22 protein-coding genes are annotated in these 19,327 nt (G+C 64.3%); 14 read left to right on the top strand and 8 right to left on the bottom strand.

Annotation, left to right across the window (positions count from 1 at the left end; translation table 11 throughout):
• The first annotated feature begins 58 nt into the window (after positions 1–58).
• The gene (locus OG811_RS07285) at positions 59–628 is read left to right on the top strand and encodes a hypothetical protein (RefSeq protein ID WP_406072900.1); all 570 of its coding nucleotides are present in this window, start codon (positions 59–61) and stop codon (positions 626–628) included.
• Between the two features lies 1 nt (position 629).
• Entirely contained in the window at positions 630–2,042 is a 1,413-nt protein-coding gene (locus tag OG811_RS07280) for a hypothetical protein (RefSeq protein ID WP_406072899.1), read from the top strand.
• 85 nt (positions 2,043–2,127) lie between these two features.
• On the opposite strand, the gene OG811_RS07275 is transcribed toward OG811_RS07280, so the two are convergent.
• The 3 genes from OG811_RS07275 to OG811_RS07265 form a co-directional block, all read right to left on the bottom strand.
• Positions 2,128–2,847, bottom strand: coding sequence for a hypothetical protein (locus OG811_RS07275; protein WP_406072898.1), 720 nt, complete (start codon positions 2,845–2,847; stop codon positions 2,128–2,130).
• Positions 2,799–4,406 (bottom strand): RNA-directed DNA polymerase, encoded by a 1,608-nt coding sequence (locus tag OG811_RS07270; RefSeq protein ID WP_406072897.1) that lies wholly within the window; start codon positions 4,404–4,406, stop codon positions 2,799–2,801. Before OG811_RS07270 ends, OG811_RS07275 begins: the two co-directional genes overlap by 49 nt.
• Positions 4,407–4,472: 66 nt before the next feature.
• Positions 4,473–4,898, bottom strand: a complete 426-nt coding sequence (locus tag OG811_RS07265; protein ID WP_406072896.1) for a GntR family transcriptional regulator — start codon at positions 4,896–4,898, stop codon at positions 4,473–4,475.
• A 552-nt stretch (positions 4,899–5,450) separates the two neighbouring features.
• Between OG811_RS07265 and OG811_RS07260 the strand changes: the two genes are divergently transcribed.
• The 4 genes from OG811_RS07260 (at position 5,451) to OG811_RS07245 (ending at position 7,858) form a co-directional block, all read left to right on the top strand.
• Positions 5,451–5,786, top strand: a complete 336-nt coding sequence (locus OG811_RS07260; RefSeq protein WP_406072895.1) for a hypothetical protein — start codon at positions 5,451–5,453, stop codon at positions 5,784–5,786.
• A 91-nt stretch (positions 5,787–5,877) separates the two neighbouring features.
• The gene (locus OG811_RS07255) at positions 5,878–6,123 is read left to right on the top strand and encodes a precorrin-4 C11-methyltransferase (protein WP_204942131.1); all 246 of its coding nucleotides are present in this window, start codon (positions 5,878–5,880) and stop codon (positions 6,121–6,123) included.
• A 149-nt stretch (positions 6,124–6,272) separates the two neighbouring features.
• Positions 6,273–7,094, top strand: coding sequence for a GntR family transcriptional regulator (locus tag OG811_RS07250; RefSeq protein ID WP_406072894.1), 822 nt, complete (start codon positions 6,273–6,275; stop codon positions 7,092–7,094).
• A complete protein-coding gene (locus tag OG811_RS07245) occupies positions 7,082–7,858 on the top strand; it encodes a glycosyltransferase family 2 protein (protein WP_406072893.1) in 777 nt (258 codons plus the stop codon). The genes OG811_RS07250 and OG811_RS07245 overlap by 13 nt, the downstream gene beginning before the upstream one ends.
• On the opposite strand, the gene OG811_RS07240 is transcribed toward OG811_RS07245, so the two are convergent.
• Both OG811_RS07240 and OG811_RS07235 read right to left on the bottom strand, forming a co-directional pair.
• The gene (locus OG811_RS07240) at positions 7,848–8,291 is read right to left on the bottom strand and encodes a hypothetical protein (RefSeq protein ID WP_406072892.1); all 444 of its coding nucleotides are present in this window, start codon (positions 8,289–8,291) and stop codon (positions 7,848–7,850) included. The genes OG811_RS07245 and OG811_RS07240 overlap by 11 nt on opposite strands.
• Before the next feature lie 73 nt (positions 8,292–8,364).
• Positions 8,365–9,543: a Fic family protein gene (locus OG811_RS07235; RefSeq protein ID WP_406072891.1), complete on the bottom strand. Its 1,179-nt coding sequence runs from the start codon at positions 9,541–9,543 to the stop codon at positions 8,365–8,367.
• 204 nt (positions 9,544–9,747) lie between these two features.
• Here OG811_RS07235 and OG811_RS07230 point away from each other — a divergent pair, with 204 nt between their 5' ends.
• The 5 genes from OG811_RS07230 (at position 9,748) to OG811_RS07210 (ending at position 12,911) form a co-directional block, all read left to right on the top strand.
• Entirely contained in the window at positions 9,748–10,143 is a 396-nt protein-coding gene (locus OG811_RS07230; RefSeq protein ID WP_091402451.1) for a transcriptional regulator, read from the top strand.
• Positions 10,144–10,291: 148 nt separating this feature from the next.
• Positions 10,292–11,914 carry an FtsK/SpoIIIE domain-containing protein gene (locus tag OG811_RS07225; RefSeq protein WP_406072890.1) on the top strand — a complete coding sequence of 541 codons (1,623 nt, stop codon included), beginning with the start codon at positions 10,292–10,294 and terminating at the stop codon, positions 11,912–11,914.
• Positions 11,911–12,177: a hypothetical protein gene (locus tag OG811_RS07220; protein WP_355598535.1), complete on the top strand. Its 267-nt coding sequence runs from the start codon at positions 11,911–11,913 to the stop codon at positions 12,175–12,177. The genes OG811_RS07225 and OG811_RS07220 overlap by 4 nt, the downstream gene beginning before the upstream one ends.
• A 3-nt stretch (positions 12,178–12,180) precedes the next feature.
• Entirely contained in the window at positions 12,181–12,372 is a 192-nt protein-coding gene (locus OG811_RS07215) for a hypothetical protein (RefSeq protein ID WP_406072889.1), read from the top strand.
• Entirely contained in the window at positions 12,369–12,911 is a 543-nt protein-coding gene (locus OG811_RS07210) for a DUF2637 domain-containing protein (RefSeq protein WP_406072888.1), read from the top strand. Before OG811_RS07215 ends, OG811_RS07210 begins: the two co-directional genes overlap by 4 nt.
• Positions 12,912–12,937: 26 nt before the next feature.
• On the opposite strand, the gene OG811_RS07205 is transcribed toward OG811_RS07210, so the two are convergent.
• Positions 12,938–13,291, bottom strand: a complete 354-nt coding sequence (locus tag OG811_RS07205; protein WP_406072887.1) for a hypothetical protein — start codon at positions 13,289–13,291, stop codon at positions 12,938–12,940.
• 95 nt (positions 13,292–13,386) lie between these two features.
• Here OG811_RS07205 and OG811_RS07200 point away from each other — a divergent pair, with 95 nt between their 5' ends.
• Genes OG811_RS07200 through OG811_RS07190 form a run of 3 tightly spaced genes read left to right on the top strand, consistent with a single transcriptional unit; the run spans position 13,387 to position 16,756 of the window.
• Complete coding sequence (locus tag OG811_RS07200; RefSeq protein ID WP_406072886.1) at positions 13,387–15,141, top strand: replication initiator; 1,755 nt, start codon at positions 13,387–13,389, stop codon at positions 15,139–15,141.
• Entirely contained in the window at positions 15,138–15,323 is a 186-nt protein-coding gene (locus OG811_RS07195; RefSeq protein WP_030329852.1) for an AlpA family transcriptional regulator, read from the top strand. The genes OG811_RS07200 and OG811_RS07195 overlap by 4 nt, the downstream gene beginning before the upstream one ends.
• Positions 15,320–16,756, top strand: coding sequence for a tyrosine-type recombinase/integrase (locus OG811_RS07190; RefSeq protein WP_406072885.1), 1,437 nt, complete (start codon positions 15,320–15,322; stop codon positions 16,754–16,756). Before OG811_RS07195 ends, OG811_RS07190 begins: the two co-directional genes overlap by 4 nt.
• 1,142 nt (positions 16,757–17,898) lie before the next feature.
• On the opposite strand, the gene OG811_RS07185 is transcribed toward OG811_RS07190, so the two are convergent.
• Together OG811_RS07185 and OG811_RS07180 are read right to left on the bottom strand one after the other, a co-directional pair.
• Positions 17,899–18,810, bottom strand: a complete 912-nt coding sequence (locus OG811_RS07185) for a hypothetical protein (RefSeq protein ID WP_406072884.1) — start codon at positions 18,808–18,810, stop codon at positions 17,899–17,901.
• Complete coding sequence (locus OG811_RS07180; RefSeq protein WP_406072883.1) at positions 18,807–19,163, bottom strand: PadR family transcriptional regulator; 357 nt, start codon at positions 19,161–19,163, stop codon at positions 18,807–18,809. Before OG811_RS07180 ends, OG811_RS07185 begins: the two co-directional genes overlap by 4 nt.
• Positions 19,164–19,327 lie beyond the last annotated feature (164 nt).

Below are 19,327 nucleotides of genomic sequence, written 5' to 3'. Positions count from 1 at the left end.
CCCAAGATTCAGACCTACGGGGCTGTTGCGCGACGTAACTGGTCGATAACGTGACGGGATGCTAGGCGGCGAGGTTCAGCATGAAAAGGGACGTAAGGGTGTCTACTTTAGCAAGAAGTGGCTTGAGTACACGACCAGGTGCAACGTGCCGTGGGTGGTCTACGAAGCGCCAACCCGCGTCGGCCTACTGGATCTGGCCGGCAAGCATGACAGCTACGACCTAGCGGGCCACTTCATAGAGCCGCCCTGCAAGCCGTTCTTCGTTGAGGTTAAGACTGACAGCACTGTGGGTAAGCAACCCGCTAAGTATCTCGAGTACCTTGCGCACTCGTACTCGGCAACTAAGAGAGCAATAGATGAGAAATTAGATAGGGAAAACGAGTTCATGTGGGTGACGTGGCACCCGTTCTCACAGTCTGACTGGAGGGATCTGTGCGCGCCAGCGACAATTGTTCGCGCCCTGACCGAGTACCCCGCGAAGCTTGCGGGTCAGGAAATCGATCATGACGTCGTTAAGCTGGTCAGCAAGAGACTTTGGCTGATAGTGATCTCAGACCGCCACGAAGAGTTGCTAATGAGCCCGCAACACTACGCGGGCGTCCAGGCTATTATTGCGGAGAGTCGATGACATGTATAGTGCTCTGCAGGTAGCCATTAATAACGCAATGGACCAACCCTCGGGCGATGCCGCTATCAGAGACGTTAAGACCATCATCGCCCGCGAGATGACTGAAATAGACTCATCGCTTGATGTAAGAGCGACCGACCACTTCAATCACTCATTTTTTCCTGACTTTGTCGTCTCTTGGCGCGAGAACGGCACTGATCAGCGGCGGGACATCTTTCTTCGCAATGATTCGACGAGCGTTCTCTATCAAGACGTCGACCGAATGGAGAAGGGGAACGAGGTCTTCTTAGGGATCCGCTCCTCTAAGGCGGATCCCGACACTCGTGCCGAGTTGGCTACCGCGCTCGTGGGCGATAGTCAGTGCCTCGTTTCAGATGCCGCGTCACTTGATAGCTTCGCCACTCGAACTGCCCCGGCTGAGACTTCCTCCGTCCTCCCCGGCGTAGCTGCGAGGGTTTGGATTCGCGGGGCGCGGGGTCTGCTTGACCAGCCTGCAGTTGCGGAACTTCAGGATCAGGTAGCCGTGGGTGGATCGGCTATGATGCGTGGCTCGGTTGATGACGGCCGAGCAGTTGTGTGGGCAGTCCGACGAAACTTTAGATCTGAATACGCAAAGCGTATAGAGCGCGTCATGCAAATAATGTGGCTTAGCGCGGGTAATCCTCTAAGCTCTTTTCCTGGGCGTCACACCATGTCGACTCAGCTATCCGAGTCCGAAATTAGATGGCTATTGCCATTTCTGCTTAGGGCTGCCCATGTTGACGACGATTTTTGGAGACTCGTAGGAGAGGTAATTGACCTGCGGCTCCTTCAGTCGCTTGGTGATGTCGGAGAGTCGCCCAACCTCGATCGGCTAATAACAGTTAACCTTGATCGACTGTTGGTCACGCAGGCGATGCTCCGCCGCCGCAACGTCTCCCTACACCCGAGCCTCAACGAACCTCATTGGAGCATTCGGAGCGGATTGCTCACACTCGGGGCAGAGGGGTTTGACTGTCATGTGGTGGACGACAAGAGGAAACTAGCTAACTCGCGCCACGGGTCCTGGCCGACATACCTGGATGACATACAGGCGCGATTGGAGCGCTACCGCCTCCAAGAAATCGCGTTCTCGTCTCCTGCTGCGACCGTCGACGTCAAATCGGCAACATCTCAAGGCCTCGCCGGGCGGCAAGCAACGGATATTACCGGGTCGCTTGGCGCAATGGGAGGAATTGCTAAAGTCGCCGTTCGGCCCGCCGGGGGTGACTGCAATATCATGGTTAACTTCCTAAGAGGTACTGCAGAGACTGACGAGCGTAGTCAAATTCAGAACCTCGTGACGACTGCTATCGACCTGATCTACCAAGGCGACGCCGCACTTCTAGAAGAAATCAGAAGATTCTTCGAGATGGTAGGTGCGGCTGAGAGCTAGCCAGGTGCTTTCACGGCTCTCCTGTTAGGACTGGCGGACAGTATTGATTCATGCCTAGCCTCCCCATCGGAGGTAGTTCAAGACGTTAGGCCGAGACCTGAAGAGTCACCATCGAATTGATCAAATCTTGCATTAGCTCAACGCCAGCTCTGCCACTTGATCCTTGCGCCAACGCCTCCACTGGCATCGTTACATATCGAGCACGCCTTGGATTTAAGAGCGTGACGTCTTGCACCACTTCACCTTTTGCGTAGAGCATCGCCGTATAGGTAAGCAGTTGCCGCAAGTCGCTTCCCCGAAATGGGCGAGTGACCGTCTTGATCTCTATGAGCTGGCCTGGGCTCGCCATGTCTCCTACCGACTTCACGACTACGCCGCAACCGGGGATCTGAGGAGAGAAGGTTACCGAAGGCAGACCTTCGGTGAAGCGCAGGATCTTGTCGCACAACTTCTCAACCTCGAAGAACTCATCGTAATCGAGGTCCGCGCGCGCGAACTCGCCACGGGGGAGAAACTGCAAAGCCTCACGAGCTGCTTGTGCCGCACGTCGCCCCGTGATGCCTGTCGAGCCGTAAACAGATGCTGCGGTGAGAAACGCAGTCTCGGCCAACAGTGCGTTACGTTGGGGTGTTGAGCCGCTGATTACCACTCGACCCAAAGATATCTGCTGCGTGTTCAACCATCGGGCCACCCGGTCAAGCATCGGAGCGCACTGCCGCCATACCGATGTCTGATGAGTGAAGTCTTTAGCTGATATCAAATCGGCACTCTCCAAGTCGGAGAGGCGACCTTGCTTGCTGCCCAATCACGTACGATAATATCGAATTCCGGCATACCTGATTTGCTTGCATCTCTCCAATGCTTACCCTCGTCTTTGAGCACATAAGAAGCGACGATGAAAGCCCGCTTCACCCATGGGTGAATAGAGCTGACGTAATTTTTCTGGTCGCTAAGCCAGTAAGTAGCGTCCCAGCGTGCCAGGGCAAGCATGATGTCTCGCTGAATATTCGGAGAGATCCCAGATCCGAAACCATGTGATGAAGTGTAGAGCCTGATCAAGAGCTGTTCATTCTCAAGTGAATACTTGCCAACAAGCGCCCGGATCATGTACGCCAGGTTCAGGTCGATGCGTGAGAGGTAGTGGCCGGAAGTGATCAGGTTTCGGATCTGTTGCTGAATAGCGTCGACGACTATCGAATTCGTCGACTTTTCGACGAACGAGCGGACCGCGATCATTACCTGCGGGATCACCGGCGCCAGCGTCTCTATATTCTCCATAAGGCTCTGAACGGCTTGACCTCTCGGCTCGTCGTCCATCAGATCCAAGGCGCCAATCAAACGCCGGGCTAGAGCTACATGGATGCGGCCCTTTGTCAATTCATCGCGTAGTAGCCCGAGAATGTCGAACTCATTTAGCTGATCTCTCAGACGTTCGTAGTCGTCGTCCGCAGTCGGTGAGTAGGGATCGTAATGAATGTGGAGCCCTAGAAATTTTGACGCGCTACCAGCTGGAGGGCTGATCGGATCAAGCATCGCAAGATATTCGGCCGAAGTCATGATGCGCGTCTTATTTTTCTGAAGCGACATTCCTTCGTTCCTCAGGAGCTTTTCAGAAACGAAACCAATTGCCCTGTAGGCAGCTTGCATGTCGTTTACGAAAAACCGGTAGTCGTCCGCGTAGCGGCAGAACGTCAACGATGGCTCGGCGGCGATCAGGTGGTCTACCCTGTCCAACACAAGCTCCGCTAGCAGGCGGGCAGCCGGCCCTCCAACGGGCAGGCCATATGAGGTGTTGTTCGAGAGCTTTCCCAGAATTGACATGATCTGGTTCGTGCAGTTGCCGCCTGGGTCGGTCCGCTGTAACGCATTCTCAAGGCGGTGGTGATAAACCCTGGAATAGAAGTCCGCAATATCGATCGTGACAACATAGCTCGAGGTGGAGGCGAGTTCGCGCGTCCTATTCTGGAAATCGCGCCATCCGCTTGCACTAAAAATACCGTCCGTCGAGCTGTCAACGTAGCGATATGAGAAAACCTGCTGGGATTCGATCGGCAGGCGCCGCCGTTCAATCTCTGGCGCAAGCTCCAGTACGAGGCTAAGCAGGTAAGCATTCCAGAGTGGATCGATCTGTGTCGCCCACCTGAAACCTGTATACCCAACTGGCGCGAGAGTCGAGTAATTGTTTATGGCCGAGTTGCTATATTCCTTAAAGTTCTTCGATATCTTGTCGAGGAGCGACACAACGGCTGCTGATTGATCGTTGAGAACATGGTTCTCGAACGGATAGGGAAAGACGTCGGTATCGCCGCGCTCTGCCACATTCTTGACTGCGCGATCAAAGGTAGACTTCTGGATTAGTGCCATTTCCGCCAACCGAGGGGTAGTTGCTGATGCGGAGACATTGAGAGGTCGCAGCCTGGATCAATCGGGCTAGCCTCTTACGCTATAGACGCGAACCACGCTTGAGGTGCACTCGGGAGAACGCTCGATCACCTCCCGGACCCAAAGTGGGGTCCCTGATGGCACCCCGAATATTTTTGCCAGGTCTTCAGGTGCTGGGACTTGATAGTCCCGCACCCGACCCGATTCGTTGCTGGCGCCGCTTCGGAGTAAGTCAAGGGGACTGCTCGGGCCAACCACGTAAGTGCCCCGGCCCTGTTGGGTCGCAACAACACCCTCCTCTCTTAGGAGCGATAAGGCCTGCCGGATGGTTCCGCGGCTTGCCTTGAACTCGACAGCCAACGCGGCCTCTGTCGGTAGGGGCCTCCCTGACGGGAGTGAACCCTGCCTGATCTGGGTCCTCAGGTCGTCGGCAATCTTGCGGTATCGACGGTGGCCGTAGCGCGTGGTGGGCACTTGGTCACCGTACCTGGCACTTGTCTTACCAAGTGCCCACCAAGTGATCCATTCCCATGACTAGACAACTCGTCCACTTGTAGATACCTTTCGTTGGGCACGGCTGGGGTCACGGTCCGTGTCAGGAGTGGTCTGGTGCCGCCTCTGATAGCACCTGATGCGCGGCGTCCTGTCGGACCGGTTGCGGTAGCCGCGCGTACAAGTTGGCTCGGCGATACCCGACCCGTCCGGCGTCGGACGGTGCGCCGTGCCTTCATTCGGGCCTGTGGCTGGCCGCATCCCCCGTGGCTGGCCACCGGCCCCCCCGTCTACCTGTGGAGGTGCGATGTCCGGCTCCCATCGTCGACACCGTTGGTTCTCGTCCTGGTGTTCTCGGAGGCGCCCATCTGCCCGGTACGCCAGCGGCAACGTTCCGTGGAGTCCTCTCGCGGCGTGTACGACCTCCTCGCTGCGGTGGTCCGCGGCTGTCACCCGTGAGTTGCCTGCACTCCGATACGCACCATTGATGACGCGAGCCCAGCTCTTCCGAGGCAACGGCGGGCGGTGGCCGCGATGAGTCGTACGAACAAGCCGGCCGCCGTCACAAGCCACCCGGACTGGTGCGCCCCAGATCGCTGCGGCTACCTGGTGCCGCCGGTGATGACGCACATGGCCCGCCGTCATCGCGGCCCGATGGAGCGGGCCGGCGACAGTCGGGCGGGTGGCCTTGTCGTCACGTACCTCATCAGCAGTGAGGCTCTGGGTCGTCCCATGGTCGGTGTTCATGTGACGTGCCGGGCCGGGAACGCCTGGGCGGAACTGTCCTTGCCGCAGACAGCCCAACTCGTCGAGCAACTTCGCGGATCGCTGGCACAGGCCACCGGACAGCAGGGGGCCGGCGATGAGTGAGGGCGCTGCCATTCCAGAGGGTCGGTCGCCGTCGTCGGTCGCGCCGGTCGTGTGCCCGGTCTGGTGTCGAGGCTGTGGACCGAACGACCCGATGCACCGCGGGCTTCTCTCCACCATCGGACGGGAGCGGACCGGCTGGGTCACCGTCCAACTGATCGTCGACCGGTTCGCCCGTCGGGACCTGGCCGTGAAGCTCGATGCGACCCGATACGGCGCGACGCAGACCGTGCTTCTGTCGCCCGCGCAGGTGGACCGGCTCATCGACGAGCTGGTGTACGCCCAGCTGGAGATGCTGACACCGGCAGAAGGCGGCGAGCGGGCCGGAGAGACGCGGTGAACGCCAATACCCGTCGGGGCTCAGCCGTTCCTCGTACTCCTGGCCTGCGCCCTGCGCGGCCACCGCGAGCAGCGGTAGCTGTACCGCCGGTTTCTGAGCGGCCCGCCGGCGGCACCACCTGGCAGACGTTGGAACGTCTAGGGGGTACGGTGACCGGTGTGCATGGCCGGGACTGGCGCCCTCGCTACCTGCAACTCGCGGAGGAGTTGCGGGCGAAGATCGTGAGCGGCGAGCTGGCCCCCGGCACTCTGATGCCCAGCGAAACCGAGTTGGCCGATACCTCGGGCCTGTCGCGCACGAGCGTTCGCAATGCCATCCGGCAGCTCCGGGAATGGGGCCTGGTCCGTGCGGAGCAGGGGCGCGGCACCTACGTGAGGGCACCCCGTCAACGGGTACGCCGTCGTAACACCGAGCGCTACCAGTGGGAGAAGGATCGCGTCCTGCTGGACGAGGGCGAGCGGCTGAAGACTGGTGCCACCGAGCACGACACCGGCCTGACCGTCGACGACCTGAAGTTCCACGCCGAGTACTCCCAGGTGCAGGCTGATGCGGAGATGGCGGCGGCCTTGCAGGTCGAACCGGGTGCTTCGTTGCTGCGCCGGGTCTACTGGACGTCCTCGCGGCACGAGAACGCGCCGCTGACCGTGTCGTACTCCTATCTGCCGTACGACCTGGTGGCCGCGAACCCGGACCTGCTCGACGCGGGCAAGGAACCGTGGCCGGGCGGCACGCAGCACCAGCTCTACACGCTCGGCATCGAGCTGGACCGAATCGACGACGAGATCCGGGCGCGTCCGCCGTCGCCCGATGAGGCCGAACTGCTGGACATCGACCCTGGCGTCTCCGTGCTCACCGTGCGGAAAACCTCGACCGACACCACGGGCCGGATCGTTGAGGTCGCCGACGTTGTGATGCCGGGTGACCGCACCGAGCTTGTCTACTCCCACAAACTCCAGCGGTGGAAAACTTGACGCAGCTCGTCTCGGTCATCACTCCGGTCCACGCGCCCAGCATCGAGCACCTGGCTGGCGCCTACGAGTCGTTGGCCAAGCAGGAGATGCCGTCCGGGTGGGACTGGGAATGGCTCGTCCAGGAGGACGGGCAGACCGGCGCCCTGGTCGACGCGCTGCCTGACGATCCTCGGATCAGTCTGGGCACTGGGCGTCCCGGTGGGCCTGGTGTTGCCCGTACCCTCGCTCTTTCCCGGGTCTCCGGGAAACTCATCAAGGTCCTGGACGCCGACGACCAGCTCACTCCCGGCGCGCTCGCCCGGGACATCGCCGCGTTCGACGCGCACCCGCAGATCGGCTGGACCACCTCGCGGGTACTCGACCTGCTCCCCGACGGTTCGACCGCCGGATGGGACAAGGACCCGGCCGGCGGCGTTATCGACCGCGGTTCGGTCCTGACGTTCTGGAAGGTCAACGACTACCGAGCATCGGTGCACCCGGCGACCCTGTGCCTGCGGCGGGATCTCGTCTTCGCCCTGGGCGGCTGGATGGCCCTGCCCGCCTCCGAGGACACCGGCCTCCTGCTCGCCGCCAACGCGGTCACCGCGGGCTACTTCACCCGCGAATACGGCCTGCTCTACCGCAAGTGGCCCGGCCAGGTAACCAGCCAGGCTGCACACCGGGAACCGGCTGAGTACCAGGGACGGATGAGGATCATCGAGGCCAGAGCCAACGCCCTGGCCTCGATAATCCCGGATGGCTTCGACGGCAGCGCTACGGCGTAGCTTCGTGCCCCGGCATCCCGTGGGTACGCCGCCGCTCCTTCATCTCCGCCTCGAAGATGTGCCGCCGACCGCCGGCCAGCTTCTCCCGCGCGTCTCGCTCGATCTCCTGGAACGCGGCGTAGTAGCCGTCGTCAAACTCCTCCACGATTTGGAACGTCCACCGGCCGGGCAGCACGTTGCGCCCCAACAGGTCGCGCTCGACCCGGCCGGCCATCTCGTCGTGCCCGGCCTGGCGGAGTAGCTTCACGACCCGGTCAAGGGTGAGATCCGCGCCGCCGACGAGCTGGTGTGCCGAGTACAGGTGACCGCGTACGCGGTGGATCGTTTCCAATGCCTTGCTTAGCTCACCAAGGGCTTCAATGGTTGCATCGTCAGTCCCCGGCGGACGACGGTGCGCTTCGCTCGCCGAAACAGCAGAGCTATCTTCCCGCATGCGCTGCTTATACCCTTCAACGCTATCTCAGTTGCCGTCTGGTTGTGGAACCGGTTGGGGTAAGTTGTCGAGATTAGTTCTCTGCCCGCAGCGGCAGGAAGGCTCTGATTACATCGGTGTTTGCCAGGAGCCCGCCGCGAACTCGTCTTAACAGCTTCATCTTCACTAGCTCGTTAACATCCCTGCTGATCGTTTTCGAGCCTTTGCCCGCGTACATCACAGCAAGTCTGCCGGATACTTCCGGCAACTTACTTGCCGGAATCGGAGTTCCCTTTTCGCTAAGATCAAGGACTACGCACTTCTGGCGTCTCTTGGCCGGAGTGTCAGCGTCGCGAAACGACTCATGGACAAAGTTTTCCCAGGTAACCCGCATCTGCTCGCGGCGGATATCCTCAAGCTGCTCCCGCAGTTCGTCCACGAAACCCTGCACTGCGTAGTCGATGAATCTCTCGACAGGAAATGGTGGTCGACTAGTGCGTGCAAGTTCTCGATAGTAGGCGTCACGGGTTTTGTTATAAAAATCCGACAGCAGGTGGGCTGCGGGTACCGGCACGCCGGCTTGGATTAGAAGCTGAAACTCGATTAACCGAGCGGTTCTTCCATTGCCATCCCCGAACGGGTGAATCCATGCGATGTATAGGTGTGCCAGGATCGCCTTGAGTATGGCGAGCGGGAACGTCATCGCGTCATCGTCAATGCGCAACTGGTTCAACCATGTGCACATTCGATCAAGCAGGAATTCGCAATCTTCGGCAGGAGCTCCGCGATAATTAAGGACCCCAACCTGATGCTGTCGAATTTCGCCGGGAGCAACGCCATCTTCTAGGTCGAGACCGCTGAGGACTTGACCGTTGAAGGTAGAAATCCGCGCTGGGGTCAGTTCCATCGGGCGCCTGTTCGCTACATCGCTAAGGATGTTGTTGCAGGCGGCAAGAATGTTGTCGATTTCGCGGCCCAGATATTCCCTGGACGGTGGCAACTTAAGCTCGCCGGTGACGCGTTGTAGCACCTCGTCCTCGGAGAGCGTGTTTCCCTCGATGCTCGCGGTGCCGTGGATGCCCTTGCTCAGGTAGATCTCGTGGAGTCGTCGCGCGACGGCGGGTCGTAGGGGTACGCCGGCGACATGTTGGCACTTCGACTCTGCTTCGCCTAGCAGTAGCCAGGTCTTGTGAGAGAGCTTCGTGAGGTCAACTTGAAAGGTGATCCAGGGGTGAGTTTCTGCGTATCGCCGTGCTGGTACGGGTCCGGTCATGGCTAGTAGCTCCTGGGTCATCGGGGGGTAGCTGATTTATAGCATCTTTTCTGTCCTCTGACATGTCCTTCCCGCTGTCCCTTCGGATGTCCACTGAGCTGTCCTCAATGTGCGCCTGGCTCACAAACTTGTTGACTTGTCTGCCAAGTGCCGTCTACCTTGGACGCGACTTGGCAGACAAGTTAACAAGCTGGAGGTTGAGCGATGGCTCTGCGAGGCGGCACGAGGTTCGCGGTGCGGTGTGAGGACGTGTTCCCGGCGGGGTGCGCGTTGGTGCCCGAGTCTCTGGGCGAGGTCGAGGACTACGACGAGAAGACCGGCCGGCGTAGCCCGGCGAAGGACAAGCTGACCGGCCAGCGGGTGTGGCAGGTGCGGGTGATGGACCTGGATCCGGAGCTGGGGAAGCGGTCGCGGGAGACGACGGTGAAGATCTCGGCGGACTACCAGCCGGTGCCGCCGACGGGTGGCCTGTTCGAGGCGGTGGAGTTCGACGGCATGACCGTCACGCCGTACGTGGGCAACAACGGTCGGATGGCGTATTCGCTGCGGGCGACCGGGATGCGTGCCCCGGCGGGCGTGGCGACGAAGGCGGCGCAGTAGCCGCATCTGGTGGGGGCGGGGCTGTCAGGTCTTGGCGGACGGCAGCCCCGCCCTCTGTCTCTTTCCCCTGCTCTGTCGAGAGAGGTAGTGACATTTCCAAGCGTATGCCTGCCGTCCTGCGGCGGCTCGTCGTGGCGGGTGCCCCGTGATGCGCCGGCCGCGGGGCGAGGTGGTGATGACCACCGCCGGGGACTTGATGGTGATCCGGCCACGCCGGCTGGAACTGCCGGTCTGGCTGATCGCGCTCGGCCTGGTGCTGCGGTGGCTGTGCCGGGGCCTGTGGTGGTGTCTTCGCCACCCGGTCGCCGTCGGCCTGGTCGTCGCCGGGGTGAGCCTCTACCGGGAGTTCGGCCGGTCCGGCGTGATCGTGCCCGTGGTCCTGGCCGCTGCCGTGTCGGCGCTGTGGCGGTGGCGCCACGAGTCGTCCTGGTGGACCTGGTGCGCCGGCCCGATCCTCGGTCGCTTCCGTCAGCTCTTCGTCTACCGGCGGGCCTGGCGCGAGGCCATGACCCTCTGCGGCCTGGCCAAGGTGTACGACCACCGAACCGTCCTGCCGGAGCTGCTGCGGGTCCGCTCGGATCAGGCGCTCGACGTGCTGACCATCCGCATGGTCCGCGGCCAGACACCGGAGGAATTCCAGAAGGCAACGGCGAACCTGGCGTACGCCTTCGGCCGGCGGCACGCCCGGGTCTACTCCGAGCGTCCCGATGACCCGCCGATCCGGTCGGGCTACTGGGCGATGGTCCTGGGCGCGGTGGACCGGCTGCGGTTCCGGGACCGGCCGTCGGTGGTCTACCTGGTGGTGGTCCGCACGGACGCGCTCCGCACCCTGGTCGACCCGTTCGACGTCCCGTCGGTGCCCGACTTCACCGCTCTGCCACTGGCCCGGCGGGAAGACCTGCGGCACTGGTGCCTGCACCTCCTCGCCACACACGTCCTCATCGGCGGTGCCACCCGCTCCGGTAAAGGCTCGGTCCTGTGGTCCCTGGTCCGCGTGCTGGCCGGCGGGATCTCCTCCGGGCTGGTCCGGCTCTGGGTGATCGACCCCAAGGGCGGCATGGAGTTCGCCATGGGCCGGCCGCTGTTCGCCCGGTTCGCCTGCAAGTCGTTCGAGGCCATGGCCGACCTACTCGACGAAGCCGTGACGGTGATGCGGGAGCGGCAGACCCGCCTTGCCGGCGCGGTACGGGTCCACACTCCGACCCTGGATGACCCCCTGGTCGTGGTCGTCATCGACGAGATGGCGGCACTGACCGCGTACCTCCAGGACGTCGACCTGCGCAAGCGCATCGCCGGGTCGCTCGGGCTGCTGCTGTCGCAGGGTGCCGGCGTCGGTGTCCTGGTGGTGGCCGCGTTGCAGGACCCCCGCAAGGAGGTGCTGCCGTTCCGGGACCTGTTCCCGACCCGAATCGCGCTCGGCCTTACCGAGGCCGCTCAGGTCGACCTCGTGTTGGGCGACGGTGCCCGCAACCGCGGTGCCCTCGCCGACCAGATGCCCCGCTGGGCCAAGGGCGTCGGCTACGTGATCCTCGACGGCACCCCCGAGCCGGCCCGGGTCCGCTTCTCCTACATCTCCGACGACCACATCCGGGAACTGGCAGCCGAATACCCGGCCCCGGCCGACGCGGCGGACATCCTCGCCCAGGTCGGCCGGGAAACCGCCACCGAACCGACCCGGCCGCACCTGCCCCGGCAGCGTCGCGGACCACTGCTGCCCGACTCGCTGCTCAACATCCTCGACCGGGACACCGACGGGGGTGAGCCGCGGTGACCGCCCCGACCGACGGCCGAACCTTCTACCGGCTACGCGCGCCCGGCACCGACGGCGCCACCAGCACTGCCGTGTCCGTGCGCGTCGACCCCGCCCGTCCCGATCCGTACCCGGTCTATCTCGCCGTCGGCGGCGGCCGGCGCCGCATGTACCTGACCCCCGACGAGGCGTGGGCGCTGTGGCGCTGCCTCTCCGAAGCGGTGGCCTCCCTCGGCGAGCCACCCGAGCACATCCGTACCCGCGTCGCCCCGGCCCGGAGGTAACCGATGTCCCTCAAGAGCTTCTTCCTCGGCACCCACCGCCTCAAGCCGCTGCACATCGAACTCAACGGCTCCCCGGACCGGCTCGCCGCTGCCCTGCACGGCCTGGCGCACATGGTCCGCCGCCGCAGCGACCTCGACGGGCAGCGCATCCGCATCACCGTGACCATTCGCATCCCGGAAGGCGACTTCGAATGATCCGCCACCGAGCCGAGTCGGGCATTCGGGTGCTGATCCTGCTCGCGATCGGCACCATGGCCGGCGCCGCCGCCTTCACCCACGTCCACGACCTGACCGTCGCCCACGGCCAACCCGACTGGATCGGCTGGGCCAACGCCGTAGCCGTCGAGCTGATGGCCATCTACCTCGGCCTGGAGATCCGCGCCCGCCGCCGTGATGGTCGACCCGTCGGCCTGGTCGGCGTCCTGCTGATCGCATTCGCGCTGCTCTCCCTCGCCGCCCAGGTCGCCGAAGCCGAACCGTCCGTGTGGGGCTGGATCGTCGCGGCCGTGCCGTCGCTGGCCTTCCTCGCCTTGGTGAAGGTTGTCCTGTCCAGCGCACCCACCGTCCCGCCGGCTCCTGAGCCCGATCAGCCGCAGGCCGATTGGTACGACGAGCCGCAGCCGGTCGAACTAGCGCCGCCGGCTCCGGTGATGCCGCCGGCATCAGCCGCGGTGCTGCCTCCGATCGGCGTCGTCCACCACAACCGGCCCCAGGTCGTCGGGATCATCCGATGACGGCCACCCTCGCCGCCGGACGGCGTCTACCGGAACTCGTGCACGACCTCAATCAGTCCGACGATGTGAGCGTTGAACTCGTCCAGTTCCTCGGCCGGCACCCACAGCTCCAGAATGGTCTTACCCCCAGCCTGGCGGACCGGGTAGCGGCTCAGGAACTCCGAATCCACCCGGAAGCGGGTGACGTAGCCAACGCCGGACGCGGGCACGTTCCAGTCCCGGGCGATCATCACCGCGTAGTCCTCGTTCAGGACCGGGTAGAAGATCGGCTGATCCGGCAGGCGCGGCGGCCACGCCCGCCATCCGGACTCGCGGACGAGATCCAGCTCGTTCGGCCCGGTTGGGCGCCACAGCACCGTCGTACCGTCATCGCTGTTCATGTCGACCTCGCCGCTCGGATTCTTGGTGAGCCCGGACAGTACCGGCGGGCCGGTACCCGAGACCACCGCTTTCGACTCACGGTGGGGGTGGGCCGATGACGGCACCGACCCTGCCGGGCCTCGAACCCGCCCCGACCCCGGTTGCTCCTCGGCCGGGGTCGCGAGCGGCCCGCATGGCACTGCCCCGCTCGATCGATGTGCTCAAGGACATCGCCATCGAGTACGGCGTCTGCGTCCGCCCGCTCGCCATGCGCCGCACCGACCTCGACACCGGCCTGACCGAAGTCATCGACCTTCCCTGCGGCGCGACCCGCGAGGACAAGTGCCCGCCGTGCGCCAAGAAGAATCGCCGGCTACGGCAAGCCCAGATCCGCGAGGGCTGGCACCGCGACGACGAGCCACTACCCGGCCCGGAACCCGCCACCGAGGCGCAGAAGTCCCTGATCCTGTTCCGCGCACACCTGGAGTTCTCCCGCGACGAGGCGGTGAGGGCGGCCCAGTGGGATCAGGTGACCGACCTCGACGAGGCTATCCGCGAGGTAGAGGAGGCCATCGCCGCTGAGGGCCTACGCGGGCGCGTTGGACCACCGCACGCCACCGACAACGAGGACCAGGACGACGAGCCCGGCCCACGGCGCAAGCGCTCCACCAAGCGGCGCCAGGATGCCCCCGAACTGCCTCGGCGCAAGGTCGAGCGCCGCACCGTCGGCAAGACCTACACCGCCCCGGACGGCTCCACCTACCAACCGTCGATGTGGCTCACGCTCACCCTCGACTCGTACGGCCCGGTCCGCCCCGACGGCACCCCGGTCAACCCGGCCAGATACGACTACCGCCGCGCAGCCTGGGACGCCGTGCACTTCCCTCGGCTACTGGACCGGTTCTGGCAGAACCTCCGACGCTGCGAGGGCTGGAACGTCCAGTACGCCGGCTGCGTCGAGCCGCAACGCCGCCTCACCCCGCATGCCCACTTCGCCATCCGAGGCACCATCCCTCGCGACGTCCTCCGCACCGTGGCGGCAGCGACCTACCACCAGGTGTGGTGGCCCTCGGTCGACGTCCAGCGCTACACCCTCGACCGGCTCCCGATCTGGGACGAGCAGGCGACGGCATGGGTCGACCCGGACACCCGCGAGCCGCTGACCACCTGGACGGAAGCCCTCGACGCCATCGACGATGACCCGCACGCCGAGCCTGTGCACGTCGTGCGCTTCGGTGCCCAGGTCGACGCCCGCGGCGTCATGCCCGGCACCGAGGACGCCGAGCGCACCATCCGGTACGTCACGAAATACATCACCAAGCACACCGGCGACTGCCACAAGGCCACCACCGACCGCCAGCGCAAGCACCTCGACCGGCTCTGGCAGCAACTCCAGCTGACCCCGTGCACCGACCGCTGCGCCAACTGGCTGCTCTACGGCGTCCAGCCCAAGAAGGCACACGCCAAGCTCAAGCCCGGCCGCTGCAAGGGCAAGGTCCACCAGCGCGACACCCTCGGCATCGGCGGCCGACGCATCCTCATTTCCCGCGACTGGTCCGGCAAGACCCTCGCCGACCACAAGCACGACGCACGGGCTTGGGTGCGGGCACTGCTCGGCGTCACCACCGACGGCACGCAGCTCGTCGACGTCCAGGGCGACACCACCGAACGGGTCCGGCACGCCTGGGAACTCGCCCGCCCCGATGACCCGGACGTCGGCCCAATGACCCACCGGCTCATGCGGTCGATCAGCGAACACGCCCGCTGGCGCTCCGAACTGCTCGCCGCCAAGGACCGGGCCGCGCAGGGGTCCTCAGAACTTTCGGCAACTCAGCACAGCGCACAGCACGACGGGGAGGAAACGCAGTGAACGAGGAGTTGTTGACCGTGCCGGAAGTGCTAGCCGAGCTGCGCGTACCGCGCTCGACCTGGTTCTACTGGCGGCAGACCGGCAAGGGACCACGGGTGATCAAGCTCCCGAACGGACAGCTGCGGGTCCGCCGGTCGGCACTCGGTCGGTGGCTCGGCGACCTGGAGCAGGACGCGGCATGAAGAGCTACGAGGTCCAGATCTGGGAGATCGCTAAGCGCGCTGACCGGAAGGCTCGACCGTGGCGGGTTCGCTGGGCGGTGAGCGGCCAGCGCTTCGAGGACATGTTCCGTACCAAGGCGCTGGCGCACTCGTTCCGCGCAGAGCTGGTCCAGGCGGCCAACGCGGGGGAGCCCTTCGACCCGGCCACCGGGCGCCCGGTCTCCGAGGCCAGAACCAAGAACCCCACCACCTGGTACGCCCACAGCCGCGCGTACGTCGAGATGAAGTGGCCCCGGGCGGCGGCCAAGACCCGGCGCTCGATCGTCGAAGCGCTGACCTCCATCACGGTGACCCTGACCCGGCCGACAAAGCGCGGCCGACCGGATGCTGCCCTGCTCCGTGAGGCGCTGTACCTCTACGGCCTCAACCCGCGCCGCTGGTCCGACGAGATCCCGGCCGACCACGCGGCGGCGCTCGCGTGGCTCGAAACGGCGTCGCTCCCGGTCGTCGAGCTGGACTCGCCCGCGATGGTCCGCCGCGTCCTCGACAGCCTGTGCGTACGCCTCGACGGCAAGCCCGCGGCTGCCTCCACCGTCCAGCGGAAGCGGGCCACCTTCTACAACGTGCTCGGGTACGCCGTCGAGCTGGAGCTGATCGCCTCCAACCCGGTCGACCGAGTCCAGTGGACCGCCCCCGAGGTCGCGCAGTCCATCGACCGGCGGGTGGTAGCGAACCCGGCCCAGATCGCCACGCTGCTGGAAGCGGTGAAATCTCTCGGCAAACGGGCCGACAAGGTCACCGCGTTCTTCGGCTGCCTCTACTACGCGGGGATGCGTCCCTCGGAAGCCGCGGACCTACGGCGGGAGGACTGCGACCTTGCCGGCCGGTGCGCCGACTGCGGGGCCGACTTCGACGACCTGGCGGCGGTCAAGCCTTCCCGGTCCTGCAAACACGAGAAGATCGAACATCGCTGGGGCCGACTGGTGCTCGTCGGCACCTCGCCGCGCGCCGGGTCGCACTGGACCGATGACGGCGGCTCCCACGAGCGGCGCGGACTCAAGCACAGGGGGAGGGCGGAGACTCGGACGGTCCCGATCCCGCCTCGGCTGGTCGAGCTGCTGGCCGCGCACGTCGAGAATCACGGCGTTAGTCCAGACGGTCGGTTCTTCCGGGGCCTGCACGGTGGGCGGCTCTCCGAGTCGGTCTATGACCGATGGTGGAAGTTCGCCCGCGAGAGGGCGCTGACGGAGTCGCAGGTTGCCTCGCCGCTCGTCCGTCGGCCCTACGACCTACGTCACGCGGCGGCCTCGCTCTGGCTGAATGCTGGCGTCCCGCCGACCGAGGTCGCCCGGCGCCTGGGTCACGGGGTCGCCGTTCTGCTGCGTGTCTACGCCAACTGCATCGACGGGGGAGACGACACCATGAACGACAAGATCGGTGACGCGCTCGGATGACTCGGCACCTTGCGGGCGGTCACCACCATGAGTGGATGGCGTGGGAGTGGCTTGGACCGGTCACGACGGCGGTAGTCGGTGTTGCGGGCGTTGCTGGGACGGTATGGACCGCTCACGCGGGTCGGCGGCATCAGCTTGACGCGGCCAAGACGCAGGGGGCGATTAGTGTCGCTGTAGCCCTGGCAGCGGAGAAGCGACTGGTTTATGTCAGGTTCCTTCAACTCGCCCGTGCTGCATTTGGGGAGGCGAGGTCGCTGGTCTCCTCAGGTGCCGCGCTGCCCTTGGATGAAGCATCGCTGCCTCCTCTGCCGGCCGACTCGGAGATCAAATACACGGGTCGCTACGAGGTCGGAACGCCGTTCGCCCTGGCGATGAATGAACTCAGTAAGTGCTACGACGAGGTGGTCATTGTGGGTGGCCATGAGATCGGCAGCAAGGCAACGGTGGTCATCTCACTGATCAGCGGGCATGCATCAGGGGTAGAGGGAGTATGGGACGTACACCGGATCCTCGCGGACGTGTCCACCCTCATGCACCAGGACGCGACGGGGACGAGCATGCGTGACTCGGCGGAGGGTCGCGGGCGGTGGGCAAATGGTGGGCGGTCGAGCGGTGGTGGGCGGCTGGCCGAGGCGAAGTCGCAGCCCAGGCCACCTGGACCAAGTGGAAGCGCGGACGCCCTGTAAATCCGTCGCGAAAGCTTCAGAGGTTCGAATCCTCTACCCGCCACCAGGTGCACGAAGAGGCCCCTGACCAGCGTGAACGCCGGTCAGGGGCCTTCTTTCGTGAGTCTCACTCAGTCCCGCTCTAGCCCGCTCGATCCCGCTGGCTGTGTCACATACGTGTCACCGCTGGATCTTGGTTGCGTCCTGGCGGGAGCATGGTCGTCACGGCGTGGGAGTGGCTTGCTCCGGCCAGCTGGGGGCCGCCCGGGTTCAGAGCGCGTCTGAGACACATCGCCTGATGCACGCCGATAAACGGGCATTATTCGCGAAGATGCTCTACAGCCTGGAAACGCTCGCTGACACAGCCCACGACTCGCGGGCGGCTGAGCGTGCTGTTGAGGCATTCAAGGTAGGGCTTGGCGACGCTGCCTCGCCTACCAAGGAGGATGTGGTTAGGGGCACCGAGCTAATGCGTGTCTACATGCGGGCTTGGCGGCGGCCTGCGATTGTGCCGGCGGCAAGCGTGATCACCATGACCGCCGTGAGGATGAGGATCGTGGTGATGGAAATTTCCAGTTCCCACCCTGCTTGTTTGAAGTAGAGCTGGTAGGTGGCTTGTGCCAAGGCTGGCACCAGGAGAAGCACCGAGGCGACAATGGGCATCCGTGCATCGATGGGCGCGGTGATGACGGCCAGTGCGGCGAACGCGTACAGGGACATCAGCGGTGCGTCCGACCAGCCGTTGATCGGGCTCGGCGTCAAAGCGACGACTGCCAGTGCCCCGAGGACGGGCCAGGCCCACGGTTTGGTCACGGGCGTTCGGGGTGCGCGGAGCAGTCGCAGCAAGGCCAGCGAAGCCAGCAGCGCTGGCCAAAACCTGGGGCCAATCGCGCCCTGGAGGCCCTCAAGCGACCAGAGCGATGGGGTCCACCAATTTGCCGACAAATGTTGCGCGACCACGGTCAATATCGCCGCAGCGAATGCTAGCCGGTAGCTACCCCACGCCGCTGCGAAGAGCGCGATGGTCAGCAGCGCCGGAATGACGATGAACCACCATGCGCCGACGTTGTATGGGCCCTCCGACAGCATCGTCACCAAGTACGCGATCGGACCTCCGGCCCAGAGTGTCATGCCGTACATGAGCAGGGACAGCGCGGACAGCCGCAGCGCGGAGTATCCCAGCGCCGATCGCGAGCCAAGACGGTCAACACCGGTGCGGGCGCGTAGCCCTCCGACCACGAGCGCCGCCGCTTCTCGAAGCTTCGGCCGCCGCCGTTCGTCCTCAGTCGTGGCGAGCAGGGTTTCGAGCATCTCGTCGGCGCGATACTGCCGGTAGGCGCGGGGGTAGGCCCGCAGTAGCCACCGGTAACGGCGCTCCAGCTCAGTCATGCCGGCACCACGCAACCCGCCGCAGCCATCGAGCGGACGGAACGGTCACGAACGACGCTCGCGGCCGCAGCCATCCGCTCTGCTTCCGCACGCAGCGCGGACATACCTCGCTGGGTGAGCTCGTAGGTGCGGCGAGCACGGCCGTTGACCACCGCTTCGTCGGCCACCCGCACCATCTCTTCCCGGGTGAGTCGGTCCAAAGCGGCGTAGAGGGTGCCCGTCGTGAGGCGCACCCGCCCGTCGGACAACTCTTGCGCCCGCTTGACGATTGCGTAGCCGTGTAAGGGTTCGTCCTGCAACGCGGCCAAGATGAAGTAGGTGGGTTCGCGCATCGACGCGAAGGATCCAGTCATGTCGTCAACATAAGCAGATGATCAACGCATAGGTCAAGACTTTGATGAGCGCGACGGCGGCTACGCAGAGTGGTTGGCGTTTGTCGCTCAAAGCCGGACGCGGGCTCCTGTGGACGCTCCGGGGTGGCGGCTGCCTTCGGCAGTTCGTGTCGCGCCTCTACCCG

Source organism: Micromonospora sp. NBC_01638 (assembly GCF_045209745.1).
Classification (GTDB): Bacteria; Actinomycetota; Actinomycetes; order Mycobacteriales; family Micromonosporaceae; genus Micromonospora.
The sequence above is the reverse complement of the archived record's forward strand: the minus strand, read 5'-3'. Positions and strand labels throughout refer to the sequence as shown.